This is a genomic window from Dietzia sp. KRD202 (assembly GCF_017168155.1).
Lineage (GTDB): Bacteria > Actinomycetota > Actinomycetes > Mycobacteriales > Mycobacteriaceae > Dietzia > Dietzia kunjamensis.
Genome location: NZ_JABFAN010000002.1, coordinates 58949 through 81426 on the forward strand (window position 1 = coordinate 58949; position 22478 = coordinate 81426).

At 70.1% G+C, this 22478-nt stretch carries 25 protein-coding genes; 13 read left to right on the top strand and 12 right to left on the bottom strand.

All coding sequences use genetic code 11. The features are described from left to right. Window positions 1-44: 44 nt before the first annotated feature. From dut to J1M64_RS00390, 4 genes are all read left to right on the top strand, one after another. Window positions 45-524, top strand: a complete 480-nt coding sequence (gene dut, locus J1M64_RS00375) for a dUTP diphosphatase (RefSeq protein ID WP_067715856.1) — start codon at window positions 45-47, stop codon at window positions 522-524. 80 nt (window positions 525-604) lie between these two features. Continuing rightward, complete coding sequence (locus J1M64_RS00380) at window positions 605-1504, top strand: DUF3710 domain-containing protein (RefSeq protein ID WP_067715859.1); 900 nt, start codon at window positions 605-607, stop codon at window positions 1502-1504. Window positions 1505-1673: 169 nt separating this feature from the next. Then, a complete protein-coding gene (locus tag J1M64_RS00385) occupies window positions 1674-1943 on the top strand; it encodes a hypothetical protein (protein ID WP_227022268.1) in 270 nt (89 codons plus the stop codon). 79 nt (window positions 1944-2022) lie between these two features. Then, window positions 2023-2658, top strand: a complete 636-nt coding sequence (locus tag J1M64_RS00390) for a DUF3159 domain-containing protein (RefSeq protein ID WP_241260902.1) — start codon at window positions 2023-2025, stop codon at window positions 2656-2658. A gap of 94 nt (window positions 2659-2752) precedes the next feature. On the opposite strand, the gene J1M64_RS00395 is transcribed toward J1M64_RS00390, so the two are convergent. The 3 genes from J1M64_RS00395 to J1M64_RS00405 all read right to left on the bottom strand — a co-directional run bounded on the left by J1M64_RS00395 (window position 2753) and on the right by J1M64_RS00405 (window position 4996). Next, window positions 2753-3700, bottom strand: a complete 948-nt coding sequence (locus tag J1M64_RS00395; protein WP_206471996.1) for a hypothetical protein — start codon at window positions 3698-3700, stop codon at window positions 2753-2755. A gap of 178 nt (window positions 3701-3878) precedes the next feature. Continuing rightward, entirely contained in the window at window positions 3879-4403 is a 525-nt protein-coding gene (locus tag J1M64_RS00400; RefSeq protein WP_067717410.1) for a carboxymuconolactone decarboxylase family protein, read from the bottom strand. Then, a complete protein-coding gene (locus tag J1M64_RS00405; RefSeq protein WP_067717408.1) occupies window positions 4400-4996 on the bottom strand; it encodes a peroxiredoxin in 597 nt (198 codons plus the stop codon). Before J1M64_RS00405 ends, J1M64_RS00400 begins: the two co-directional genes overlap by 4 nt. A 152-nt stretch (window positions 4997-5148) precedes the next feature. Here J1M64_RS00405 and J1M64_RS00410 point away from each other — a divergent pair, with 152 nt between their 5' ends. Continuing rightward, window positions 5149-6084 (top strand): hydrogen peroxide-inducible genes activator, encoded by a 936-nt coding sequence (locus J1M64_RS00410; protein ID WP_067717406.1) that lies wholly within the window; start codon window positions 5149-5151, stop codon window positions 6082-6084. 20 nt (window positions 6085-6104) lie between these two features. On the opposite strand, the gene J1M64_RS00415 is transcribed toward J1M64_RS00410, so the two are convergent. From J1M64_RS00415 to gndA, 3 genes are read right to left on the bottom strand one after another with little or no spacing between them, the layout of a single operon-like run. Further along, window positions 6105-7052: a hypothetical protein gene (locus J1M64_RS00415; RefSeq protein ID WP_256821362.1), complete on the bottom strand. Its 948-nt coding sequence runs from the start codon at window positions 7050-7052 to the stop codon at window positions 6105-6107. Further along, window positions 7049-8335, bottom strand: coding sequence for a DEAD/DEAH box helicase (locus tag J1M64_RS00420; protein ID WP_240341283.1), 1287 nt, complete (start codon window positions 8333-8335; stop codon window positions 7049-7051). The genes J1M64_RS00415 and J1M64_RS00420 overlap by 4 nt, the downstream gene beginning before the upstream one ends. 41 nt (window positions 8336-8376) lie before the next feature. Continuing rightward, a complete protein-coding gene (gene gndA / locus J1M64_RS00425; protein WP_154830675.1) occupies window positions 8377-9849 on the bottom strand; it encodes an NADP-dependent phosphogluconate dehydrogenase in 1473 nt (490 codons plus the stop codon). Window positions 9850-10146: 297 nt separating this feature from the next. Between gndA and J1M64_RS00430 the strand changes: the two genes are divergently transcribed. Further along, a complete protein-coding gene (locus J1M64_RS00430; RefSeq protein WP_119191655.1) occupies window positions 10147-10911 on the top strand; it encodes a hypothetical protein in 765 nt (254 codons plus the stop codon). 107 nt (window positions 10912-11018) lie between these two features. After that, entirely contained in the window at window positions 11019-11435 is a 417-nt protein-coding gene (locus J1M64_RS00435; protein WP_096905514.1) for a PaaI family thioesterase, read from the top strand. Window positions 11436-11534: 99 nt separating this feature from the next. Here the strand turns inward: J1M64_RS00435 and J1M64_RS00440 are convergent, their stop codons facing one another. After that, window positions 11535-12974 (bottom strand): NAD(P)/FAD-dependent oxidoreductase, encoded by a 1440-nt coding sequence (locus tag J1M64_RS00440; protein WP_163375751.1) that lies wholly within the window; start codon window positions 12972-12974, stop codon window positions 11535-11537. Window positions 12975-13202: 228 nt separating this feature from the next. Here J1M64_RS00440 and J1M64_RS20270 point away from each other — a divergent pair, with 228 nt between their 5' ends. Both J1M64_RS20270 and J1M64_RS00450 read left to right on the top strand, forming a co-directional pair. Continuing rightward, on the top strand, window positions 13203-14543 hold the full coding sequence (locus tag J1M64_RS20270) for a class I SAM-dependent methyltransferase (protein WP_069388888.1): 1341 nt from the start codon (window positions 13203-13205) through the stop codon (window positions 14541-14543). A gap of 10 nt (window positions 14544-14553) precedes the next feature. Continuing rightward, complete coding sequence (locus J1M64_RS00450) at window positions 14554-15033, top strand: nitroreductase family deazaflavin-dependent oxidoreductase (RefSeq protein ID WP_069388887.1); 480 nt, start codon at window positions 14554-14556, stop codon at window positions 15031-15033. A 62-nt stretch (window positions 15034-15095) separates the two neighbouring features. Here the strand turns inward: J1M64_RS00450 and J1M64_RS00455 are convergent, their stop codons facing one another. Continuing rightward, on the bottom strand, window positions 15096-15578 hold the full coding sequence (locus J1M64_RS00455) for a MaoC family dehydratase (RefSeq protein ID WP_132063292.1): 483 nt from the start codon (window positions 15576-15578) through the stop codon (window positions 15096-15098). Window positions 15579-15642: 64 nt separating this feature from the next. On the opposite strand from J1M64_RS00455, the gene J1M64_RS00460 reads away from it, so the two are divergent. Then, the gene (locus tag J1M64_RS00460) at window positions 15643-16410 is read left to right on the top strand and encodes a thioesterase family protein (protein WP_206471998.1); all 768 of its coding nucleotides are present in this window, start codon (window positions 15643-15645) and stop codon (window positions 16408-16410) included. Here J1M64_RS00460 and J1M64_RS19605 read toward each other — a convergent pair. The 3 genes from J1M64_RS19605 to J1M64_RS00475 form a co-directional block, all read right to left on the bottom strand. Further along, window positions 16394-16867 carry a GNAT family N-acetyltransferase gene (locus J1M64_RS19605; protein WP_256821372.1) on the bottom strand — a complete coding sequence of 158 codons (474 nt, stop codon included), beginning with the start codon at window positions 16865-16867 and terminating at the stop codon, window positions 16394-16396. The two genes, J1M64_RS00460 and J1M64_RS19605, sit on opposite strands and share 17 nt — an antisense overlap. A gap of 515 nt (window positions 16868-17382) precedes the next feature. Next, the gene (locus J1M64_RS00470) at window positions 17383-17736 is read right to left on the bottom strand and encodes a cupin (protein ID WP_206472004.1); all 354 of its coding nucleotides are present in this window, start codon (window positions 17734-17736) and stop codon (window positions 17383-17385) included. Window positions 17737-17792: 56 nt separating this feature from the next. Beyond that, complete coding sequence (locus tag J1M64_RS00475) at window positions 17793-19223, bottom strand: L-lactate permease (protein WP_206472005.1); 1431 nt, start codon at window positions 19221-19223, stop codon at window positions 17793-17795. A gap of 155 nt (window positions 19224-19378) precedes the next feature. On the opposite strand from J1M64_RS00475, the gene J1M64_RS00480 reads away from it, so the two are divergent. Next, window positions 19379-20122 (top strand): MBL fold metallo-hydrolase, encoded by a 744-nt coding sequence (locus J1M64_RS00480; protein ID WP_307872332.1) that lies wholly within the window; start codon window positions 19379-19381, stop codon window positions 20120-20122. Window positions 20123-20203: 81 nt separating this feature from the next. On the opposite strand, the gene J1M64_RS00485 is transcribed toward J1M64_RS00480, so the two are convergent. Further along, window positions 20204-20707 (bottom strand): DUF309 domain-containing protein, encoded by a 504-nt coding sequence (locus J1M64_RS00485; protein WP_154830685.1) that lies wholly within the window; start codon window positions 20705-20707, stop codon window positions 20204-20206. 113 nt (window positions 20708-20820) lie between these two features. On the opposite strand from J1M64_RS00485, the gene J1M64_RS00490 reads away from it, so the two are divergent. Then, complete coding sequence (locus J1M64_RS00490) at window positions 20821-21603, top strand: alpha/beta fold hydrolase (protein WP_154830686.1); 783 nt, start codon at window positions 20821-20823, stop codon at window positions 21601-21603. Window positions 21604-21872: 269 nt separating this feature from the next. Beyond that, the gene (locus J1M64_RS00495; RefSeq protein WP_154830687.1) at window positions 21873-22286 is read left to right on the top strand and encodes an SRPBCC family protein; all 414 of its coding nucleotides are present in this window, start codon (window positions 21873-21875) and stop codon (window positions 22284-22286) included. The last annotated feature ends 192 nt before the right edge of the window (window positions 22287-22478 follow it).

Genomic DNA, 22478 nt, shown 5'->3' on the forward strand with positions numbered 1-22478 from the left:
ACTATCGAGCAACCGGGCCGGGCCCGGCAGGAGGGCGAGAGGCCATGAGCAATCCGGACGACGAGAACGGCACCGGCGGGGTGCTACGGGTACGCCGTCTGGACCGTGGGCTTCCCCTTCCGGTCCGGGCACACGCCACGGATGCGGGGATCGATCTGCACGCCGCGCACGACTGTGAGCTGGCGCCGGGGCACCGGGCCCTGGTGGGCACGGGGGTGGCGGTGGCGGTCCCCGCGGGCTACGTGGGCCTGGTCCATCCGCGGTCCGGCCTCGCGGCACGGGCGGGTCTGTCGATCGTCAACGCCCCGGGGACGGTCGACGCCGGCTACCGGGGGGAGATCAAGGTCAACCTCGTCAACCTGGACCCCACGGAGCCGGTCCGTATCGGACGAGGTGACCGCATCGCCCAGCTCCTGGTCCAGCGCGTCGAACTGTGGGATGTGGTGGAGGTCGACGAGCTCGGCGAGACCGACCGGGGTGAGGGCGGCCACGGGTCGACGGGCGGGCACCACCGCCTGACCTGACCGGCGTCCACCTCGTTGGGTAGCGTCGACCCGAGACGGTCCCGTTCGGGGCCGGGTCGCACGGGGAGAGGATTTCCACCATGTTCGGACGAAAGAAGCCGGTGACCGGGGCCCGCGACGCCACCACGGCCACCGAGCAGGAGTCGCAGCCCCCTTCCACGACGGGGCCTCATGACCGCTCGTCCGTCGGTGACGTGCCCGGGTACTACACCTCGCTCGGCTACGGCCACATCGATCTCGGTTCGCTGGTCATCGGAGTTCCCAAGGGACGTGACCTGAACGTCGCACTGGACCCCAACGGTCAGCCCGAGTTCCATGTGGTCACCCAGGTCTCGAGGGTCATCCCACGCGCGTTCGCCGCGCCCAAGTCCGCGGGTCAGTGGCGGACGATGGTGACGGGAATGCGCGAGCAGCTCGAGCAACAGGGCGCGGACGTCTCCGTCGAGGACGGGCCGTGGGGGCGTGAACTGGTGGCGGTGATGCCGGGAGCCGTTTTCCGCGCGATCGGGGTTGACGGCCACCGTTGGACCGCCGAGGTGCGGATCATGGCCACCCCCGAGCTGGCGGACCAGGCTGCGGAGGAGGGCCGCGAGGTCTTCCAGCACCTGCTCATCCATCGCGGGGACGGCCCCATGCCGGTTCGTGAGCAGCTACCGCTCACCATTCCGGACGAGATCCAACAAGCACTGACGCAGGCGCAGTCCCAGCTGGCCGCACAGCAGCAGGCCCAGGCGTACCAGCAGCAGATGGCGGCAGGCCGGACCGGCCAGCCCGGCAATGCCGGCCAGACGCGCCAGCCAGGCCCTGCCGGCCAGGCTCCGGCCCAGTCGCCGGCATCGCAGGAGGCTCGGGCATCCCGGAACCCCCAGGCGCAGCCTGCCGCTCCCGCGGCGTCGCCCGCGCCGGACAGTGCCCCCAGGGCGCCGCGGAGAGACGGTAGCGCGATGGACAGGCTCCGTGACGGAGACGACGACCTGTGAGGTTTCCCGACCAGCGAGCGGGGGGGTGACCGTGCCGTTCCCCCGAACGCTCCGGGCATTGACCGCCCGGCTCACCGATCCGGTGGAAATGCTCGACGCGGCTGACCTCGCCGGCCGGGTGCACCGTACCGGATGCTCGCATGTCGCGACTGTGTCGCGTGGGGATCACGTGACCCTGACGGGGCGTGTCCGCACCGTCCTGACATGTGGGGGAGAGGACTTCCTCGGTCTCACCGCCGAGGTCTTCGACGGTACGGGCGCGGTCGAGGTGTGTTGGCTCGGGCGACGCACCGTTCCGGGCATCGACACCGGCCGGTGCCTCCGTGTCACCGGACGGGTCGGCGTCCGGCACGGACACAAGATCATGTTCAACCCGCGATATGAGCTACTGGACGAGCAGCCCCGCACCGCCGTGGAGGAGTCGCGTGACCGAGTCTGAACGGGCGACCCCGCAGGCGACCGGTGCGACGCGCCGGAGATCGTCCTTCGGGGACCCCGACGCGTCCCTGATCGATCAGATGGGCGGGATCCGGGGGCTGGTGTACTCGTCGATCCCGATTCTCACGTTCGTCCCCCTCAACGGGATCTGGGGGCTGACCGCCGCGATCTGGGGTGCGCTGGGCGTCGCCGTGGCGATGCTGGCGTGGTCACTGGGGCGTCGAGAGAACCCGCAGCCCGCGATCTCGGGTTTCATCGGTGTCGCCATCTGCGTCTTCATCGCCTGGCGGACCGGGGACGCCAAGGGTTACTTCCTCTACGGGATCATCACCCAGGCCGTGTACGGCGCGGCGTTCGCGATCTCCGCGCTCGTCCGCTGGCCTCTGGTCGGAGTGATCTGGGGATTCCTCGACGGCAGGGGGATGGCCTGGCGCCGGATTCCGGCGGCCCGGCGGTGGTATACGGTCGCGACGTCGTTCTGGGCCGGACTGTTCGCCATCCGAGCCGTCCTGCAATACGCGCTGTACCTCAATGACGAGGTCACCTGGCTCGGTGCCGCGCGCATCGGCATGGGATGGCCGTTGGCACTCGTGGCCTTCCTGGGAACCGTCTGGGCGGTCCGACGGGCCTCGACGCACGAAAAGGAGATGCTGCACGAGGCTGACTCGGACACCGGGGCCCCGGCGTCACCCGAGGACGAGACCGGCGGCGCCTGACACTCCGCTCCGCGGGACGGGACAGCCCCGGCGACCGGATGGTCGCCGGGGCTGTCCCGTTGCTTCGCGAGCGATGGACGACGTCGACGGGAGGTCAGACCGCCGCGGTCGCCGCGCGGGAGAAGTCGCTCGGCCCGGTGATCGCCCGGTAGGCGTAGACCGAGGCGAGTGTGGTGACCGGAATCGCCACGAACAGGCCGACGAGCAGTGCCAGCGCGCCCACCACGAGGATGAGGACGTTGAGGAGGGCGAGTGCGAAGAGGTTGCCGGCGTCCGACTTGATCGCGTTGAAGCTCGAGACGATCGCGTCTGTGGCGGTCATGTTGCGGTCGACGACGAAGTACTGCGTCCAGTACAGGAAGAACGCCACGACGAACGCGCCGATGATGAAGCCGATGAGCCCGACGAACGTCGCGATCCCGACGAGGATCGCCGCGACGACGAACCAGCCGAAGTTGTGCAGTTTGAAGAAGTCGCCGATAGCGGGCCTGTGTCCGTCCACCTCGAGCAGGGCGCCGCGCAGGATGAACGCCTGGAACAGCAGTCCGACGACGAAGGAGATGATCTGGGCCAGGAACACCACCGCGAGAGACTCGGAGTTCGCGAGCTGCCCCGCGATACTGCCGACCACCACGCTCGCCAGGGTGATGAGAACCCAGGGCAGCGGGTTGTTCTTGAACAGCTGCCAGCCGGCACTGACCGCGTCGGTCGCGGACACCTTGCCCGTCATGACCGGACCGCTCTGCCCGTACGCACCGCCGTAGGCGGGATCGCCGAAGGACTGGTGGCCATAATTCTGCTGGCCGTAGCCCTGTTGCCCGTATGCCTGGCCGGGGTAGGGCTCGTGACCTTGACCCTGCCCCGGGTAGGGCTCCTGGCCGTAACCCTGCCCCGGGTAGGGCTCCTGACCCTGCGTCGGGCCGTAATTCTGGTTCCCGTGGCCCTGTTCCCCGTAACCCCGGCCCCAGTTCGGCTCGCCCGGGCCGGAGTTGGACGGATCGTTCGGAAAGCCGTCCCCTGACGGGGTACCTCCGGTAGTCATGACGTCTCCAGATCGCTAGGTGCGCCGCGAAGGATTTCCCCGGCTCTACATACGAACCTAGTGCCGGGGAGTGCTTTGCGGGAGGGGCAACTCGCCGCGCGCCCGCAACCGGAAGAGACGACAGGGCCCCGCTGACGCGCGGTCAGCGGGGCCCGTGTTCACCGGGGGAGGGTGAGGATCAGATGTTTGCGTCGATCTCGACGGCCTGTGCGACGCCGGCGACGGTGCCGGCGATCTTCACCGCCTCCCAGGCCTGCTCCTTGGTGATGCCCTCCTTGCGGATGACGGCATCGTGAGCGGCAGTACAGTTCTCGCAGCCGTTGATCGTGGAGACGGCCATCGACCACAGCTCGAAGTCGGCCTTCTCCACGCCCGGGTTGGCGATGATGTTCATCCGCAGGCCCATGCGGACCTGGGTGTAGTCATCGCCCAGGAACTCCTTGGCGCGGTAGGCCACGTTGTTCATCCCCATGATCGAGGCGGCGCCGAGGGCGGCGTTGAACGCCTCGTCCGACAGGTGCTGGCGGGCCTCGTCCGCGATCTCTGACAGGACGGTCGCCGACTTGGTCGCAGCGGCGGTGGCGAGGAACGTCCCCCAGAGCTGCTGCTGGTTCAGCTCGGTGGATCGCGCGAGCGAACCCAGGTTCAGCTTGAGATCCTTGGCGAACTCGGGGAGTCCGGACTTCAGATTCTCAATGCTCACTTGATGCCCTCCTGCAGCATGTCCATCTTGTTGATGTTCTTCGTCGGGTCGTTCTTCTGCCAGTTGCAGGCGCAGACCTCGGACGACTGGAGGGCGTCGAGGACGCGGAGAACCTCGTCCACGTTGCGGCCGACAGCGTCCGGGGTGACCGAGACGAACTGGATGACGTTGTCCGGGTCGACGATGAAGGTGGCACGATCTGCGACGCCGTCGGCGTTCTCCACGCCGAGAGCGCGGATGAGCTCGTGCTTGATGTCCGACAGCAGCGGGAACGGCACGGTCTTGAGCTCGTCGTTGGTCGCACGCCAGTTGAAGTGCGCGAACTCGTTGTCGATGGAGCCGCCGAGGATCTGCGTGTCGCGGTCCTGGAAGTCCTCGTCGAGCTTGCCGAACGCGGCGATCTCCGTGGGGCAGACGAAGGTGAAGTCCTTCGGGTAGAAGAAGATCACGCGCCACTTGCCCTCGTAGGACTGGTTGGTGACGGTCTCGAAGTAGTCCTCCGGCTGCTGGGCGTTGACCGCCTGCAGGTCACCGCCCTTGAGTGCGGTGAGTTCGAAATCGGGGAACTGGTCGCCGATGGTGAGAATAGCCATGTGATCCTCCTGAGGATGTGCCTGTGTCGGACGGACGAACCCGACTATGCCCCACTTCCTATGAGAGGTAAAGCCGATGAGAGGTAGATCACTCATAGGATTGTGCAAATAATCATCGACTTCTGGTTATCGCCGGGCATAGACTCATCGACATGGCCGATCATCGGTTCGTTCCGAGTCTCATGCAGCTCCGGGTGTTCCTCGCGGTGGCGGAGCGGCTGCACTTTCGTAGCGCCGCGGAGGACCTCGGCATGAGCCAGCCCTCGCTGTCCCAGGCCCTGGCGACGCTGGAGGACGGGCTCGGTCTCCACCTGGTCGAGCGCAGCACCCGCTCCGTCCTCGTCACCCCCGCGGGTCACCGGCTCCTGCCGTACGCCCGGGCCGCGGTGACCGCGATGGACGCGGTGGCGGACGCGGCGGCGGGAAGCGACGGGCCGTTGTTCGGCTCGCTGCGCATCGGGGTCATCCCGACGGTGGCTCCCTATCTCTTGCCCGGGCTGCTGCCCGCACTGGGGGAGCGGTTCCCGGACCTGCGACCGAGGGTCGTCGAGGATCAGACGGCCAGGCTCCTGGACGGACTCCGGAGCGGCGTGATCGACCTGGCGATCATGGCCGTCCCCACGGACGCTGTGGGGGTGGCCGCCACGCCGCTGTACAGCGAGCCCTTCGCGCTCCTCGTGCCCGCGGATCACGAACTCGCGGGCAGAGAGGGGTTGCCCTTGGAGATCCTCGTCGACCAACCGCTGTTGATGCTCGACGAGGGGCACTGTCTGCGCGAACAGACGGTGGAACTGTGCCGCCGGGTGTCCGCCCCCGTGTTGGGCAGAGGGGAGTCCCGAGCCGCATCGCTGACCACCGCGGTTCGGTGTGTGGCGGGTGGTCTGGGCGTGACGCTCGTCCCCGAGTCCGCGGTCGGTCCCGAGACCCGGGATCCGGGGATCGCGGTCGCGAGGTTCGCTGATCCCGTCCCGGGCCGCACGATCGGATTGGTACTGCGCAGCGCCACCGCGGGAGCGGAAGCCTACGGCGAGTTCGGCAGAGTCGTCGCCGAGGTGGCCGTAGACCAGTTCGACGCGGCCCCGGTGTGACGAGTCCTCAGCTCACGTCCTCAGGTCACTAGATCGCCCACGGGGGACGCCAGGTCCTCCAGTGTGTCGACGGCGGCGAGGAATCTCGACCTGAGGCCCTGTGTGCGCTCCGTCCACTTCTTCTGGAACGCGACGAACTCGGCCCGACCCTCGCTGGTCTCCACCCGGATCGGTTGGAGCCCCCAGGAGGACAGATCGTAGGGGGAGGACCGCATGTCCACCTCCCGCGCGTCGAATGCCGCCGCGAGGGAGTCCAAGAGTAGTTCCCCCGGTGCTCCCGCCTCCACCGTCGCGGTGTGGGCGTAGATGTCCATTCCGGCGTGGAGACAGGCAGGCTGCTCCAGTCGGAGTTGGTCGTCCCGGGTCAGCGAATCCTGGTTTCGGGGGACGGCGGCATCGGTGAAGAAGCGGAAAGCGTCGAAGTGCGTGCACCGCAGGCGGGAACCTCGGACGACCTCGTCGATCCGCTCGTGTGGGAGCCGCAGGGGTACCCGGCCGTGCCGGACGTCCCCCTGTCCGGTCTCGTACAGCATCGCCCATTCGTGCAGACCGAAGCATCCGGTGGCGCCCCGGCGGGACGCGGTGGACGCGATCACGTCACGTGCCCGTGTGATCCTGCCGCCGGCGCGTCGCCACACCGAGGGTGCGTCGACCACGAGCCCCTCTCGGCCGGCCACACTCTCCCGGCGGTAGTGGCGCCAGTCCTGACGTTCGGTCAGGTGGGCGTTCTCCAGTAGGACACCCGGGCCCGGGTGCCACCGTCGGACGGTGGCGACGCTGGTCCGGTAGTACGTGAAGAGGAAGTCGACGACCGGGTGTTGCTCGCCCCTGCGACGTCGCTCCAGGTGGTCGGTGGTGAGACGGTCGACCCTGTCGTGGTGTCGCTGTTCGCGAACGCGCCACAGCTCTTCGGGAACGACGACCGGGGCACCGACTCGATGACGGTTCCGTCGCCGCGCCGAGGTCACGAGCGTTTCTTCCGTTTGGGGCGGTGAACCCGGGACTGCGTCGGACGTCGGGGTTGCGAGGGGCGGCGGGACCGCTCCGACGGTGCGGGTGCCCTGCGGGTACGTGGCAGGACGATCTCCGGGCCGAACAGCGCGTCGATGACCCGCTCCGCGTCGGACCGGGAGGTGTCGACGATCTCGACCGTCATGCCGGCCGAACGTGCCTGGTCGGCGACCTTGGCGACCTCGAAGGGACGGAGAACCGCGGCGACGACGCCGGCCCGGGCGTCGCCTCGACCGGTTCTCCCGGAGCGGTGGACGAGGTCGTCCATCGAGTGCGGTGGGCCCACGTGCACCACGTGTCCGATGCTGTCGATGTCGAGGCCCCGCCCCGCCAGGTCGGTGCTCACCAGGACCCTCACCGCGCCCGATGCCAGATCGGCGAACGCGGCCGCCCGGCGGGTGGGGGAGGCGGACCCCGCGACCCCGGCAGCGGTGACGCCGGTGTCGGCGATTGCCGAACGCAGGGGCTCCACGGCGTCCCGTCTGGGGACGAAGAACAGGCCACGGGTGCACCGTGCCGCCAGGCGGACCACCAGACGGTCCGGGTCCGGGGTCGAGAGCACCACCAGTCGACGAGGTGCCCCGGCCGCCTCGGAGTCGCCGCGGGTGGGGGCCGACGACGGGAGCGGTGAGTGCTCCACGCGGTGCACCCGGAGTCCCGGGCGTGTGCGTTCCAGAATCGACTCGATGTCGTCGTCGGCCGTGGCGGTGGTCGCCACGAGGCCCGCGCCGACGCAGTCGGCGAGAAGGGCCTCTGTCTGCTCGGCGAAGGACGGACCCAGCAGTTGATCGGCTTCGTCGAGCACCACCAGGTCCACACCGTCCAGGGACAGGGCCGAGGCGCGCACCAGGTCGGCGAGACGCCCGGGGGTCCCGACGGCCACGTCGACCGGAGCTATGAGCGCGCGCCGGTCCCGTTTGAGGGGTTGTCCCCCGACGAACGAGGCGATCTTCAGCCCGGCGCCCGCGCCCACCGCGGCGAGGACCTCGGCGTTCTGCTCGGCCAGTTCGCGAGTGGGGGCGACGACCAGGGCGCGGGGCCGGCCGGTCAGGCTCGGTGACCCGGCGAGGCGGTGGGCCACCGCGATGGCGAACACCAACGTCTTGCCCGATCCGGTGGGGGCGACGGCCAGGAGGTTCGCGCCCCCGACGGCATCCGCGAGGGCGGCGGCCTGGATCGGGGTGGGCGTCCCCGGAACCAGACCCGACACGGCGTGCCGGATCGGGACCGCGACTCCCAACTCCTCGAGCAGGCGGCCCAGTTCCCCGGGCCGCGGGCCGGTCAGGCCCGCACCTCTGAACGGTCGCCGCTCCAGAGGGTGTGGTAGCTCCCCTCTCGATCGGTGCGCTGGTAGGTGTGCGCGCCGAAGAAGTCACGCTGGCCCTGGATGAGCGCGGCCGGCAGGCGTTCGGTCCGGAGGCCGTCGTAGTAGGCCAGGGCGGCGGAGAACCCGGGTGCGGGGATCCCTGCGGTCACCGCGGTCGTCACGACCCGGCGCCAACTGTCCACGCAGTCGGACAGGGCCTCGGCGAAGTACGGCGCGGCGAGGAGTGAGGGGAGATCGCCGTTCTCGGCGTACGCCTCGCGGATGCGGTCGAGGAACGTGGCGCGGATGATGCAACCCCCGCGCCAGATGGTGGCGAGGTCACCGCGCGCCACGTCCCAGCCGTGCTCGGCGTTGGCAGCGGTGATCTGATCGAACCCCTGGGCGTAGGCGATGACCTTGGACGCGTAGAGCGCCTTGCGCACGTCCTCCACGAAATCGGGGCCGATCCCGGCGGGAGTGGATACGGAGCCCGCGGGCAGGGCCCGACCGGCTTCGCGCTGCGGAACCGAGCTCGAGAGGGCTCGCGCGAACACCGCCTCGGCGATACCGGTGACGGGGACGCCCAGGTCGAGAGCGGACTTGACGGTCCAGCGACCGGTGCCCTTCTGTCCGGCCCGATCCACGATCACGTCCACCAGGGGGGCGCCGGTCTCGGCGTCCACCTGGGCGAGGACCTCGGCGGTGATCTCGATGAGGTAGGAGTCGAGTTCGCCTGTGTTCCAGTCGCGGAATGTATCGGCCATGGCGGCCGGCTCGATCCCGGCCACGCCCCGGAGGAGATGGTAGGCCTCGCCGATGAGCTGCATGTCCGAGTATTCGATGCCGTTGTGGACCATCTTGACGAAGTGCCCCGAGCCGTCCTCGCCGACATGGGTACAGCAGGGGATGCCGTCGACCTTCGCCGAGATGTCCTCGAGCATCGGCCCGACGACCTCATAGCTGGAGGCCGGGCCGCCCGGCATGATGGACGGTCCCTCCAGGGCCCCTTCCTCGCCGCCGGAGATCCCGGCACCGATGAACCGGATTCCGCGCGCGGCCATGGCCTTCTCGCGCCGGATGGTGTCCGTGTACAGGGAGTTGCCACCATCGATGATGATGTCGCCCTCGTCGAAGGCATCGGCGAGCGCGTCGATCACTGCATCGGTGGGTGCGCCGGCCTGGACCATGACCAGTGCCCGACGGGGGGAACGCAGCGCTGCCGCGAACTCCTCGATCGTCTCGGTGCGGACGAAGTCCCCGTCATCGCCGTGCGCGCCGAGCAGGGCGTCGGTCTTCCCCGCGGAGCGGTTGTGGACGGCGACCGTGTACCCGTGCCGGGCGAAGTTGCGGGCGATGTTCGAGCCCATGACGGCGAGACCGGTCACACCGATATCGGCGGTTCCGGCAGTGTCGGAGGTGGGCGTCGCGCCTTCGCGTTCAGTACTCATGGTGTTCAGAGTAGTCGACGCCCCCCGGCCGGTCGGACCTGCGGTGATGGGTACCGACACTCACCGCGCGGCTGAACACCACCTGTGTTCTTGCTGACAGATCAGACGTGCACTGAGTGCACCGTTTGGCCGAACCGGGCGAAATCCCTTGGTTACGGACGGGTGTCTGTTGTAACACTTAATACCGGCCGGATGACCTGGGCCACTGCGGATCGGGGGGTCGGATCGCGGTGCCGGGACGTACTTCGTAGGGACGGACCGGCCGTGTAGAGGAACCGACTAGGGGGAAGACCAGACATGACCGGCTCAACGCTGCCCACGCAGTTGATGGGGACACGCACCGTGTTCGACGACACGGTCGAGGCGCTCGGCGGCTTTCGCGCGGGCTATCCCAAGTTCTACTCGATCGCTGATCTGGGCACGCAGTCGCGACGTCGGTGGGTGCCGCTCGAGCAGGCGGTCGACAGCGGGCGGGTGGAACTCATGTTCCGCAACCACTTCGCGGAGTCCGGCGATATCCGTTTCTCGACCTATCTCGTGGCGGAGGCATTCACCCACGGCGTCCTCGGCAGGGCCGTGGCCAGTTTCGTCACCATCGGCAGGGTGTGGGACACCGGCGCCGAGAACATGGCCGTGCGAACCGACATCGAGGGCGGCCTGGACTGGGCGGGCGTCCGCGACACCACCCTGAGGGTGCTGCCCGACGACCCCGTCGCGGGTTCGCCCGGCACCGTGATCCTGCCCTGCGAGCAGGCATTGGCGCAGTGGCTCGCCTGCCGGTCGCGCGCGACACTGACGACGGTGTTCGAGGGGCTGTCGGCGGTGAGCAACTGCAGTGTGGAGACGCTGTGGTCGATGGCGGGCGAGTGCGTCCTCGGCGCCGCGACGATCGTCCCCACGTTCGCGGAGACCAGTCAGGAGACCGGCTACCGTCGCGGGCAGATGGTCCTGCAGGCTCTCCACGACTCGGGCCTGGCGGTCCGGCGACGGAGCCGGCTCCCACGCACCCCCGGTGCCGGGCCGATCCCCGTGCGGGACCGCGGTTGGCGATCGGTCCGCTGAGCGTCGTAGGCGCGCTGCGCGTCGAGGGAGTCGCGACGGGCGCCCGTCCCCGCGGGTAACGTTCCGTCCCGGACGCCCGGGCACGCCGGGCCGGGGAAAGAGGTCGGATGTCCGAGGCGGCTCGTAGCGAATTCATCGACATGATCCGTTCCCATTCCGGGACCGGGTTCGGCGGCGGGATCGGGATGGAATACACCGAGGTGACGCCCGACAAGGTGGTCGTCACGGTGACGGTGGGGCCGCATCTCCACCAGCCCTACGGGATCGTCCATGGCGGTGTGTACTGCGCGATCGCGGAGGAGGTCGCGAGTATCGCCGGCGCGGTGTGGCTCGGTGGCGAGGGCAAGGTGGTCGGTGTCAACAACTCCACCGACTTCCTGCGCGCCGTCACGGAGGGCACCCTCACGGCGACGGGCACGCCCGTCCACCGCGGCCGCTCACAGCAACTCTGGCGGGTCGAGATCGAGGACGACCGGGGGCGCACCGCAGCGGTCGGGCAGGTACGGCTCGCGAATCTCCAGTAAGCGGGCAGGGAAGCGTCTGAGACCGGGAGAACTCCCTGGCAGAGAGAAAGACGCGCCCGGCGGGTGGATCCCGCCGGGCGCGTCGCCGTCTCGCCCCGGTCAGTCGGTCGTGGCCGAGGCGGACGCCGACTGCTGCGCCTCGACGCGGGACCGCTCGGCCGACTGGAGTGCGGCCGCCTCGTCCGCAGCCACCCGCTCGATGGCCTGGCGCGCGTAGACCCACTGCTTGGTGGAGGTCAGCTGCGACCGGTGGTCGCCGCCCATGTGCATGCCCCACGAGAACATGGTGGTGATCCGGTTCTTGAAGCCGATCAGGTAGGCGAGGTGGACCACCAGCCACATGACCCAGGCGATGAAGCCCGAGATCTCGATCGGTCCCATCTTCACGACTGCGCTGTAGCGCGACACCGTGGCCATGGACCCCTTGTCGAAGTACTTGAACGGCTTCCGCTCGGCGGGGGTCCGGCCCTTCTCCACCTCGGCCATGATCTGCTTGGCCGCATATTTGCCGCCCTGGATGGCGACCTGCGCGACACCGGGCAATCCGTCGAGGCTCATCATGTCGCCCACGACGAAGATCTCCGGGTGACCGGGCAGTGAGAGGTCCTTGTTGACCAGCACGCGCCCGGCACGGTCGATCTCCGCATCCGTCTGGTCGGCGAGTTGCTTGCCGAGCGGGCTGGCCTTGACGCCCGCTGACCAGATCTTGCACGAGGCGTCGATCCGGCGGACCGAATCGTCCGGGTCCTTGACCTCGATGCCCTGGTAGTCGACGTTGGTGACCATGGCGTTGAGCTGGATCTCGACGCCCATCTTCTCCAGCCGAGCGCGGGCCGCGTTGCCGAGGTTGTTTCCGAACGGGGGCAACACGGCCGGGGCGGCGTCGAGGAGGATCACGCGTGCGGACGCCGGATCGATGCGGCGGAAGCTGTCCTTCAGGGTGTGCTGGGCGAGCTCGGCGACCTGACCCGCCATCTCGACCCCGGTCGGGCCGGCCCCGACGATGATGAAGGTCAGCAGCCGGCGGCGCTCCTCCTCGTCGTCGATGACCTCGGCCTGCTCGAAGCAGCCGAGGATGCGGCTGCGCAACTCGAGCGCATCGTCGACGGTCTTCATCCCCGGCGCCCACCGCTCGAAGTGGTCGTTCCCGAAGTAGGACTGGTTGGCCCCCGCGGCGACGACCAGGCTGTCGTACTCGAGATCGAAGTCGATGTGTCCTGCCGAGGCGTGGATCCTCTTCCCGGCCACGTCGATCGTGTCGACATCACCCAGGACCACGGTGGCGTTCTTCTGATCCCTCAGGATGAGTCGCGTCGGCGGGGCGATCTCGCCCACGGAGAGGATGCCGGTGGCCACCTGGTACAGCAGGGGCTGGAACAGGTGGTGGCCGGTCCTGGCCACCAGGGTCACGTCGACGTCCGCTTTGGCGAGCTGCTGCGCGGCGAACAGACCGCCGAAGCCGGAGCCGACGATGACGACGCGGTGCCGGCGGCCGGCCGGTGCGGTGGCTGTGACCTGGTCGGTTGCGGGCTCGGTCATGGCGGCTCCTGATGAGGCTGGTCTGGGTTGAGGGGCTCGGTGGCCTCGTCGGTCTGGGGCCCGCGCGGGATGACGCCGGGCACGGGTCCCCAGGATAGTGCTCCGCCTGACCCCGTGCACAGGTAGCCGCACCGCACGCGGGTGGGTGGCCCCCCGCCGCGCCTGACCGGGCGGACGCGCAGGCGACGGTACCGTCCACCTGACGAGAGCCCCGGAGGGAGGGACAGGGTGGTCAGAGTCGAACCGCAGACCGTCGACCTCGAGCGCTGGCCCGCGCTCGCGCCACCGTCCGGACCGGGGGGACAGCCCTCGGCGCTCGTCGCCCAGGCGCTCCGGCGGTCGGCGCGCGAGCTCGGGGTGCGGATCGACTACCCCGATTCGTCGGCGGCCGGAGAGTACGACGCCCCGGTGCGCGTGGTACTGCGCGAACCCGATCACTTCTGGGCTCGGCTGGCGGACGCTGGCGTGGTGGGGCTCGGCGAGTCGTTCATGGCGGGCGACTGGGCCACTCCGGACCTGTGTGCCGCCATCGCGGTGCTGGCCCCGTGGATCGCCTCGAACGCCGACTGCGCGCACCCTGGTGAACGCGCGTACGGCCGGGAGGGTCGCGGCCCCGCCGGTGGCGGTCGTCGGCGTGGCGGGCCGGTCGCCGTGGAACTGGAGGATTCGGTCCCCGGCGCGCTGACCTCGCTGTACACGGACGAGACGATGTCGACCGCGGGTGCAGTGTTCGCTTCCGGAGCGCGCACCCGTGCCCGGTTGGACGACGGGACCGAGGTGGTACGCCTCGAAGCGCCGGCGGCTCCGCCGCACCGCACCGACCTCGGCGACGCCCAACGCCGGGCCGCGGACACCCTGTTGACGCTGGCCGGGATCGGGGAGGGGACCCGTGCCCTGGTCGCCACACCGGGGTGGGGCGAACTGCCCATGAGGGCTGCCGAGCGCGGGGCGCACGTCCGAACCATGACATCGTCGACGGAGAGACTGGCGACGCTCGGGTCGAGGTTCACCGCGGCAGGTCTCGACGAGGAGATCTCGCTGTTCCTCGGAGCGCCGTCGGAAGTCGCGGGCGCGGTCGACTCCGTCGTCGCGGTGGACCCCGGCATCACCGCCGGATCCGCCGGGCACGCCGAGGTCCTCGCCGTGGCCGCCCGGCTTCTCGGCCCGGGGGGCCGTCTCGCCCTCCAGACGACGGTCTCACCGGGTCGGCCCACCCCGGCGGTCGTGGAGCTGGCCGCGTGGGAGTCCCGTTACGTGTCCGAGGCGGGGCCCCCGGTGGGGTGGTCGGAACTCGTCGAGATGGTCGACCGGGCGCCCTGTCTGACGCTCCGGGGGCGGGTGGAGATCACCGCTCATCATGCGGAGACCGTGCGCCTGTGGTCGGAGACGTTCGCGCAGCGCGGACGCGATGCCGCCGCGCTGGGGTTCGACGCCGTCTACCGACGGATGTGGTCGTTCCACCTGGCGGCCTTGGAGACCGGGCTCCGCAGTGGATGGGTCGAGTCGGTTCAGCTGCTCGCGACGGCCGGTGAGGCGGTCCGGCGGCGCGCGGACGGGCGCACGACATAGGGTTTGCCCCATGGGCAACATCCTCACCCCGATCGCCGTGTGGTTCGGCCGACAGGACGCCACCCGGGAGAACTCCCACCTTGTCGTGACGGTGGACCGGTGGCTCGACCGGGTCACCCGCGGGCGGGTGCCGCTTCTCCGGGTCGCGGGGCTGCCCACTCTGACCCTGCACGTCCCTGGTCGAAAGAGCGGCGCACCACGCAGCACGCCGCTGTTGTGCGCGTCGTGGGGGAACGGGCTGGTCGTCGTCGGGTCGAACTGGGGTGGGCAGAAGACCCCGGCCTGGGTCCACAATCTCCGGGCCGCCGCCGAGGGCGAGGTCGAGATCTCGGTCTACGGCGCGAGGCTGGTCGTGGACGTCCGTGAATTGACCGGTGACCAGCGGGACTCGGCATGGTCGGCGGCGGCCCGTGTCTGGCCGAACTACGAGATCTACGCTCGGCGCACCAGCCGCGAACTACCCGTCTTCCACCTCACCCCCCGTCTGTAGCCGCGGGGGCGGCCCCGGGTGGGGCCGGGGTCTGTAGTCACGTCCGCGCCGGGCGGCCCGGGTCATCCGCGACGGGCGACCATGTTCATCGCGGTGGCGGTGAGGATCGGATCCCCGTCCTGGTTGACCAGCGTGACATCGGTGGTGAGCACGCCGCGGTCCGGCTTGGTCCTGGACGGTCGGACCCCGGTGGTCTCGCAGAGCAGGGTCAGACGGTCGCCCGGCCGCAGCGGGCGCACCCACCTCAGTTCGTCGATGCCGGGGGAGGCCAGGCTCGCCACGCTGGTCAGGTAGTTGTCCGCGAACAGGCGCATCATCAGTGCGGCGGTCTGCCACCCGCTGGCGATGAGTCCGCCGAACGGGCCGGCGGCGGCCGCCTCGGGATCGGTGTGGATGCTCTGCGGGTCATAGCGACGCGCGAACTCAAGGATCTCCTCGGCGTCGACCGACTCCTCACCGAACCGGTACCTCGCGCCCTCGGTGTAGTCCTCGAGGTACCTGTCGTCGATCGGGGCGGTGAACTCGTCGTACGTCTCGTCCTGCATCGTCTCTCCCACGTCGGTGTGTACGCTTTTTAGTTAATCACCACTCACCGACTGGAGGACGGAGATGGCGTACTTCGATCGTCTCGGGCCGGGAAGATTCCGCCCGACCGAGCACGTGAGCGGAGCGTGGGACGAGTCGACCCAGCACATCGGACCCGCACTCGGTCTGCTCGTCCACGCCGTCGAGCTCGACCTGGCCGCTCGTCGCGACGATTCCATGGTGGTGTCCCGCCTGTCCTACGAACTGCTCGGTGTGGTGCCGATGGACATCATGGACATCCGGGTGGAGGTCGTCCGACCGGGGCGCACCATCGAGTTGGTCGAGGCCACCTGTGGGCACGGCGAGCGCACCGGCATCCGACTGCGGGCGTGGCTGCAGCAGCCCCGCGATACCGAGGCGATCGCGGGCGCCGGATTCGCCCCGATCCCGCCGCCGGAGCGGATGGAGCCGTGGGACCCCACCACGATCTGGCGCGGGGGGTACCTCGCCTCGGCCGAGGTCCGGCGGATCAGCGACGGCCCCGGCCGGTCGCGGTACTGGGTCCGTACCGGCGTCCCACTCCTGACCGGCGAGGATGTCAGCGCACTGGCGCGGATGGCCGCTCTGTTCGATATCGCCAACGGGATGGCGGTCCGGGCCGATCCGACGTCGGTGCACTATCCGAACATCGACCTCACCGCGCACCTCACCCGCCCGCCGGCAGGCGAGTGGTTGGGGTTCGACACACGCGTGACCTTCGGGCCCGGCGGGCTGGGGCTGACGTCGAGCGTGATCCACGATGAGGCCGGGCCGTTGGGGACCGTCGCCCAGTCGCTCACCGTCCGACCGTGAGCTGCCGTAGGTAGCACCGCATGCCGGAGCCCGTGTCGGGGTCGCGGTCGGAGAACCCGTGCCGTTCGTAGAACCGCCTGGCGTCGACGTCATCGGCGTCCACGTTGACGAGCAGCTCCTCGCCGCCCCGGGAGCGGACCTCACCGACGGCACGGGCCAGTAGCGCGGCGCCCACCCCGCTCCCGCGACGGTCTCGACGGACGTAGAGTTCTTCGAGCTGTGCCAGCGGCCCGTCCCATAGCGGCGTGGGGCGCAGGGTGAGGAACGCGAACGCGATGTCGGTCCGGGCGTCGGAATCGACACGGGCGAGGAGCGCCAGGACGTCGTCGCGTGCAAGGAGGTCAACGAACCGGGCGGTGGCGGCGACGGCGTCCGGGGTCGGGGCGTCGAACTCGGTGTTGAAGTCGTAGAGCAGCTGACCGAGTGATCCTGCGTCCGCAGGGGTGGCCACGCGGATCTCTGACCGCTCGGCGGGACGATCCGGCGCATCCGCGACGGGCGCCGGGGATCCCTCGAGAAGCCCCCGGAGACGTTCGAGGTCCTCGGCCACGGCGGCGGCGTCCTGCTCGAACTCGTCGTCGTCGCCGTCGGTCCCACGCAGGGTGAACACCACCTCGCTCCCGTGCGGATGGGGAAGGACGCGCAGGGGGTTGAGGGTGGCAGTGCCGTCGGGGAGCGTGACCTCGTGGTCCAGGACACCGAACGAGTTGGTAGGAGTGAACCGGACGCGGACCTCGCCCATGGGGGAGTCGACGACGAGGGTGTCGCCGTCGGATCGCACCTCACCCGCCGCGAGTCCGGCCGCCCACGAGGGCAGGTGGGCCGGGTCGGCGGCGAGGGCGTAGACCTCGTCGGGGGAGCGGCGGATGACGACGGCCAGGTGCCGGGTGCGCATGACACGAGTATCCGCCGTGTCCGCCGTCCGCACCAGGGTGCAGCAGAGGCGGAATGGTCAGACTGTGGCGCGGGTGGTCAGGGAACGGCGGGCTCGTCGTAGCTGCCCTGGCCGGCGATGCTGGTGACCGTCGTCAGGAGGAATACGGAGTCGGCGAGCGCGGTGACGGCGTGGCGGTGGTGGGTGAGTGTGTGCAGTTCGCCCGCCGCGATGTCCATGGACCCGTCACCCGTGACGCGGACGGCGCCCTGCAGGAGGTAGAGGCTCGCGGCCGGGGGAGAGTTGTGCTCCTCGAGTTCGGTGCCCTCGGTCAGCGCGAGGAGGGACTGCCGCAGGGGCCCCTCGCGGACGAGGATCTCGGCGTGGCGCCCGTGCGCGGACTCCTTGGCGCGGGCGAGGATGCGGTCGGCGGTCTCGGTCACATGGTTCATGGTGGAACTCACTGTCTCTCGGGTCGCGCTGTCTCTCGGGTCGCGTGGTCCGCACTCTACGCCAGGACGGCGACCGTCGCGCAGAGCATGATCGTGGCGGCCACGACGGCGGTGGCCAGCGTCCGGGTGGCAGCGCGGGGGAGTCGCGTACGGCCGGCCATGACCACGCCGACGGCCAGTGCGACGCGCGGGGGCGAGACGATGATGGCGAACGACCCGGCGACGTTCTGACCGGCGAGCGTGATGAGGCTGTCGGCTCCCAGCCCGGTCGCGGCGCCGGAGGTGGCGGTGGAGAACATGGCCGCCGCACCGGTGTTGGTGCCGGTGAGGTAGCCGCCGAGCGCCCCGATGGCCGGGATCCCGGCGAGTGACGCCGTGCCGAACCCGGCGGCGAGATCGGCGAGGTGGGTGGCCATCCCGGCGGCGGCCATGACGATGCCGATGGACATGAACACGATGGCGTTGCCCGCGACGGGGACCCACGTCGCCAGCGTCGTCCGGACCAGGCGTGTCACGGGCGGGCCCGGAGTGGTGTACACGCGGAGCGCGACGAGGGCCGCGACGTTCACCCAGAGGGCGGGGGAGGTGAGCCATCCCGTCCCGGCCGGGGCGCCGGCGAGGGCGAGCGCGGCCGTGGTGCCGAGGATCCCCGCGAGGAGGACCGCGAACGGGACGAGCCCGCGCACGAGCTGGGCGGTGACGGCGGGGAGCGCGCCGTACCGGACTCGCGCGACGCCCAGCAGGAGGGCTATCACGGCGGCCGAGGCGAGGATGCCCGACGGCGGGACGCCGATCACGGCGTTGGACGCGACGAGGGCACCCCACTGGGTCACGACGACGGCGGCGCCGAGCGCCACGTGGCGCGCCGGGGGTCGGGTGGTGACGACGACGAGGACGGTCGTCATGCTCGCGACGAGGACCGGCAAGGTCAGGAGGGCCGACCAGTATCCGAGTTCCGCGACGTCCTGACCGCCGAGCTCCGCGGCCACGAGGGTGCCCGGGCCGAGTGAGCCCCACGGGACCAGGACAAGTCCGAGCAGCCCCGTGACCACGGCCTTCATCGGCGACAGTCCCATCCGGACGAGGAGCGGTGCGGTGATCACCACGCCGAGCCCGAACCCGGTGACCGACTCCATGAACGGCGTGAGCCCGAATACCAACAACAGGATCGCGGGCACCCGATCACCGCCCGAGGAGATCCGTTCCAGCCACCCGGCAATGTGGTCTCTGCTCCCGGTTGCCGACAGGGCCGTGGCCAACAGGACACCGCCGAGGAGGATGAGCGCGACCTCGAGGACCGTCGGCCCCAGCTGAGCCAGGGTGGTGAGGACCTCGTCGTCGTCGGGTCGGAAGACGGCGGCCGCGGCGAGGACGGCGGTGGCCAGTCCCACCGTCCCGGCGAGGAGCGAGCGGGCCCGGAGCGCCAACAGGCCCAGGACCACCACGACCGGCGAGACGGCGGCGCCGGTCTGCATGAGAGCGCTCACTGCACCCAACCTACCCAGGGGGCTCGGGCCAACGGTTGCGACAGCATCGGAGGGCGAGGAGCCTCGTCACACAACTGCGGGCGCAACCGCGGGCGGGCGGGACCTCGATGCGATCCGTGACCGACCGGACGGAGCCACCGCCGGAGAGGAGCACCGTGCACGCCACCGAAGTCGCCGACCGGGTCCATCGCCTGGCGCATGCACACGTCAACTGTTATCTCGTCGACGACGAGGACGGGGTGACCCTCGTCGACGCCGGTCTGCCGAGCATGTGGGACCTCATGACCGACACCCTCGCTCGGCTGGGGCGCGGTCCCGCCGACGTGCGGGCGCTCGTGCTGACCCACGGGCACTTCGACCACGTCGGCTTCGCGCGACGCGCCCGGACCGAAATGGGGGTGCCGGTGCTCGTGCACCCGGCAGACGGACACCTGGCCGCGCACCCCTACAGCTACACGCCCCAGCGGAACCGATTCCTGTACCCGTTCACCCATCCCCGGTCGCTTCCCGTGCTCGGTCGGATGGCCATGGCCGGCGCTCTCACCATCAAGGGGATCGAGGACACCGGGGAGCTGCAGGTGGGCACCGAGTTGGACGTCCCGGGCCGTCCCGTGGCGATGTTCGCCCCCGGCCACACCGGAGGGCACTGCATCCTGCACCTACTCGACCGGGACACGGTCATCAGTGGGGACGCGCTGGTCACCCTGGACCCGTACACCGGCGCCACGGGGCCGCAGATCGTCGCCTCGGCGGCCACGGCCGACACCGCCCTCGCAATGGAGTCGCTGGGTCCGATCGCGGATACCGGAGCCTCCACCGTCCTGCCCGGACACGGGGAACCCTGGACCGACGGCGTCGACGCCGCGGTCGGGCACGCCCGCGCCGTCGGCGAGCACTGACCAGACCGCATCGACGCACGAGCGAGGAGCTCTCCGGTGCGGGAGGGGAGTGGTGGCAGCGCCCGCCGTCCACGGCGGATGTCAGGGATGAGCTGACCGGTTGCGCAGACGCGGCGTCAGCTGATCCGGGGAGGGTTCGTCGCCCCTCTCGACCGTGGCGATGAGTCCGTCAGCGTGGGAGACCAACCCGGTCGCATCGATTCCGTGGGGCGTGGGGCCGCCGGCGTGGCCGATACGTTCGGCGGCACGAGCGAGCAACGACAACGCGCCCTTGGTGTTGCCGCGCTGGATATGAGTGATGCCGACCGCGAGTTGGGCGAGGCCCTGCCAGAGCAGGCGCTCGCCCTCCGGGGAGCTTTTCCAGGCTCCCTCGAGCACTTCGTGGGCATTGAACGCGAGGCCCCGGTCCAGGAGATCCTGCGCCCACTCCAGCGACTCGGCGGGGGGCAGATCGAGATCCTCGGGGATGCGCTCGACACCGACGCTTCCAGGCGGCAACGGGCGGCCGAGTTCGTCGCGCGGGCGTGAGTTGCGCGCGCGGCCGTCCTCGTCGCGATCGCGGTCCATGCCGGGTGGGGTGTGCATCTCGCCATCGTCCCATCTGGTGACGACGGCCTGCCACCTCGGACCCGGGCGCCGGGCCCCGATCGTGACACTTCGCGCGACCTCTCCTCCGCGCGCTTCCGTAGGCTTGTCCCATGACGTTGCATCATGTTCGACGCGGCGAAGGTAGCCCTCTACTGCTCGTGCACGGACTCGGCGCGGGCTGGCGATCCTGGGAGCCCATCATCGACGAACTGGCCGCGAGTCGCGAGGTCATCGCGGTCGACCTGCCGGGTTTTGGCGAGTCCCCGCCGCTCGAGGGCGAGGTCACGATCGCGGCTCTGGCCGACGCCGTTGCCGGATTCATCGGGGAGCTGGGTCTGGACGGGGTCGCCACGGCCGGACAGTCGATGGGTGGGCGGATCGTGCTCGAGCTGGCCCGGCGCGGCGTCGGTGGCGACACCGTGGCGCTGGACCCCGGCGGGTTCTGGAGTGATCGCGAGCTGGCGATCTTCAGCGCCACCCTCCGACCGTCGATCGCCCTGGTCAGCGCCGTGCGCAGAGTGCTCCCGGCACTCCTGGGCAATCCGGTGAGTCGGACCGCCCTGTTGGCGCAGTTGTCTGCGCGGCCATGGGCGCTGTCGGCACAGACCGTGCTGCCCGACGTGGCCGGGCTGGCCGACGCACCGGCGACGGGCCCGGCGATGGACGCGCTCACGAAGGGCCCCCCGCAGCAGGGTGCCCCCGCGGGCACGGTCCCGGGACGGGTCACCATCGGGTGGGGACGTCGCGACCTGGTGACACTGCCGGCCCAGGCTGAGCGCGCCGCCCGCGCGTTCCCCGACGCGACACTGCACTGGTTCGATCGGTGTGGCCACTTCCCGCAATGGGACGCGCCCCGGGAAGCGAGTCGGATCATCCTGGACCGGACCAGCTGACCGACCGCACTCCGCCGTCGTGGTGTAGGCCTTCGTGACGTTGCCGCCACCGTCGGCGGTTGCGCCCGCGCGATGCTCTGCCACCATGGGCTGATGATCCGTCACGTGCGTGACCACTGGAGACCGCCATCAACCGGGTGGGGGACCCCATCACGAGACGAGGCCGGGGATCCCCGGGAGCGGACCAGCCGGACCGGACGATGACACACCTCGCACTCGCCACACGGCTCAGCTCGATGCTGAGAGTCCGCAGTACGTTTCGTCGCGGGATGTGGACGACCGAACTGCGGATGAATGTGGACCCGGAGACGGTGTGGTCAGTCATCACCGATGTCCAGAGCTGGCCGCGGTGGGGGCCCACCGTCTCGGCGGCCCGGGTCGACGGTGACTCGGGCTTGGCGGTCGGTGCGCGAGGGACGGTCACGACCGCGGTGGGGCTGTCCCTGCCGTTCGAGATCACCGATTTCGTGGAGCGGCGGCTGTGGGCGTGGAAGGTCGCAGGAGTGGGCGCAACGCGGCACGAGGTGATCGAGGTACCGGGTGGTTGTGTCCTGAGCTTCGGTGCTCCGGTCTGGGCGGCGGGGTATCTGCCGGTGCTTGCTGTCGCACTGCCGCGCATCGAACGGATCTCGGTCGAACGAGCTCCCCGGGACGGGGTCGGCTTCGGTGGGGGCGAGGTGTGAGGAGCCGGGCAGCGACGTGTGACAGAAGTGCCGTGGGGATTCCCGCCCGTGAGGCCCCGAGATCCTAGGTGGAAGGTCTGCGTATTAGATTCATGCGTATTCGAGTCGGCAGGCAGGGGCCGTCCCTGGCCGTTGTTCCGAGCGGGTTCTCCCGCAGGGGGAGGCCGGATCACAACGTGCGGCCGGTACGGT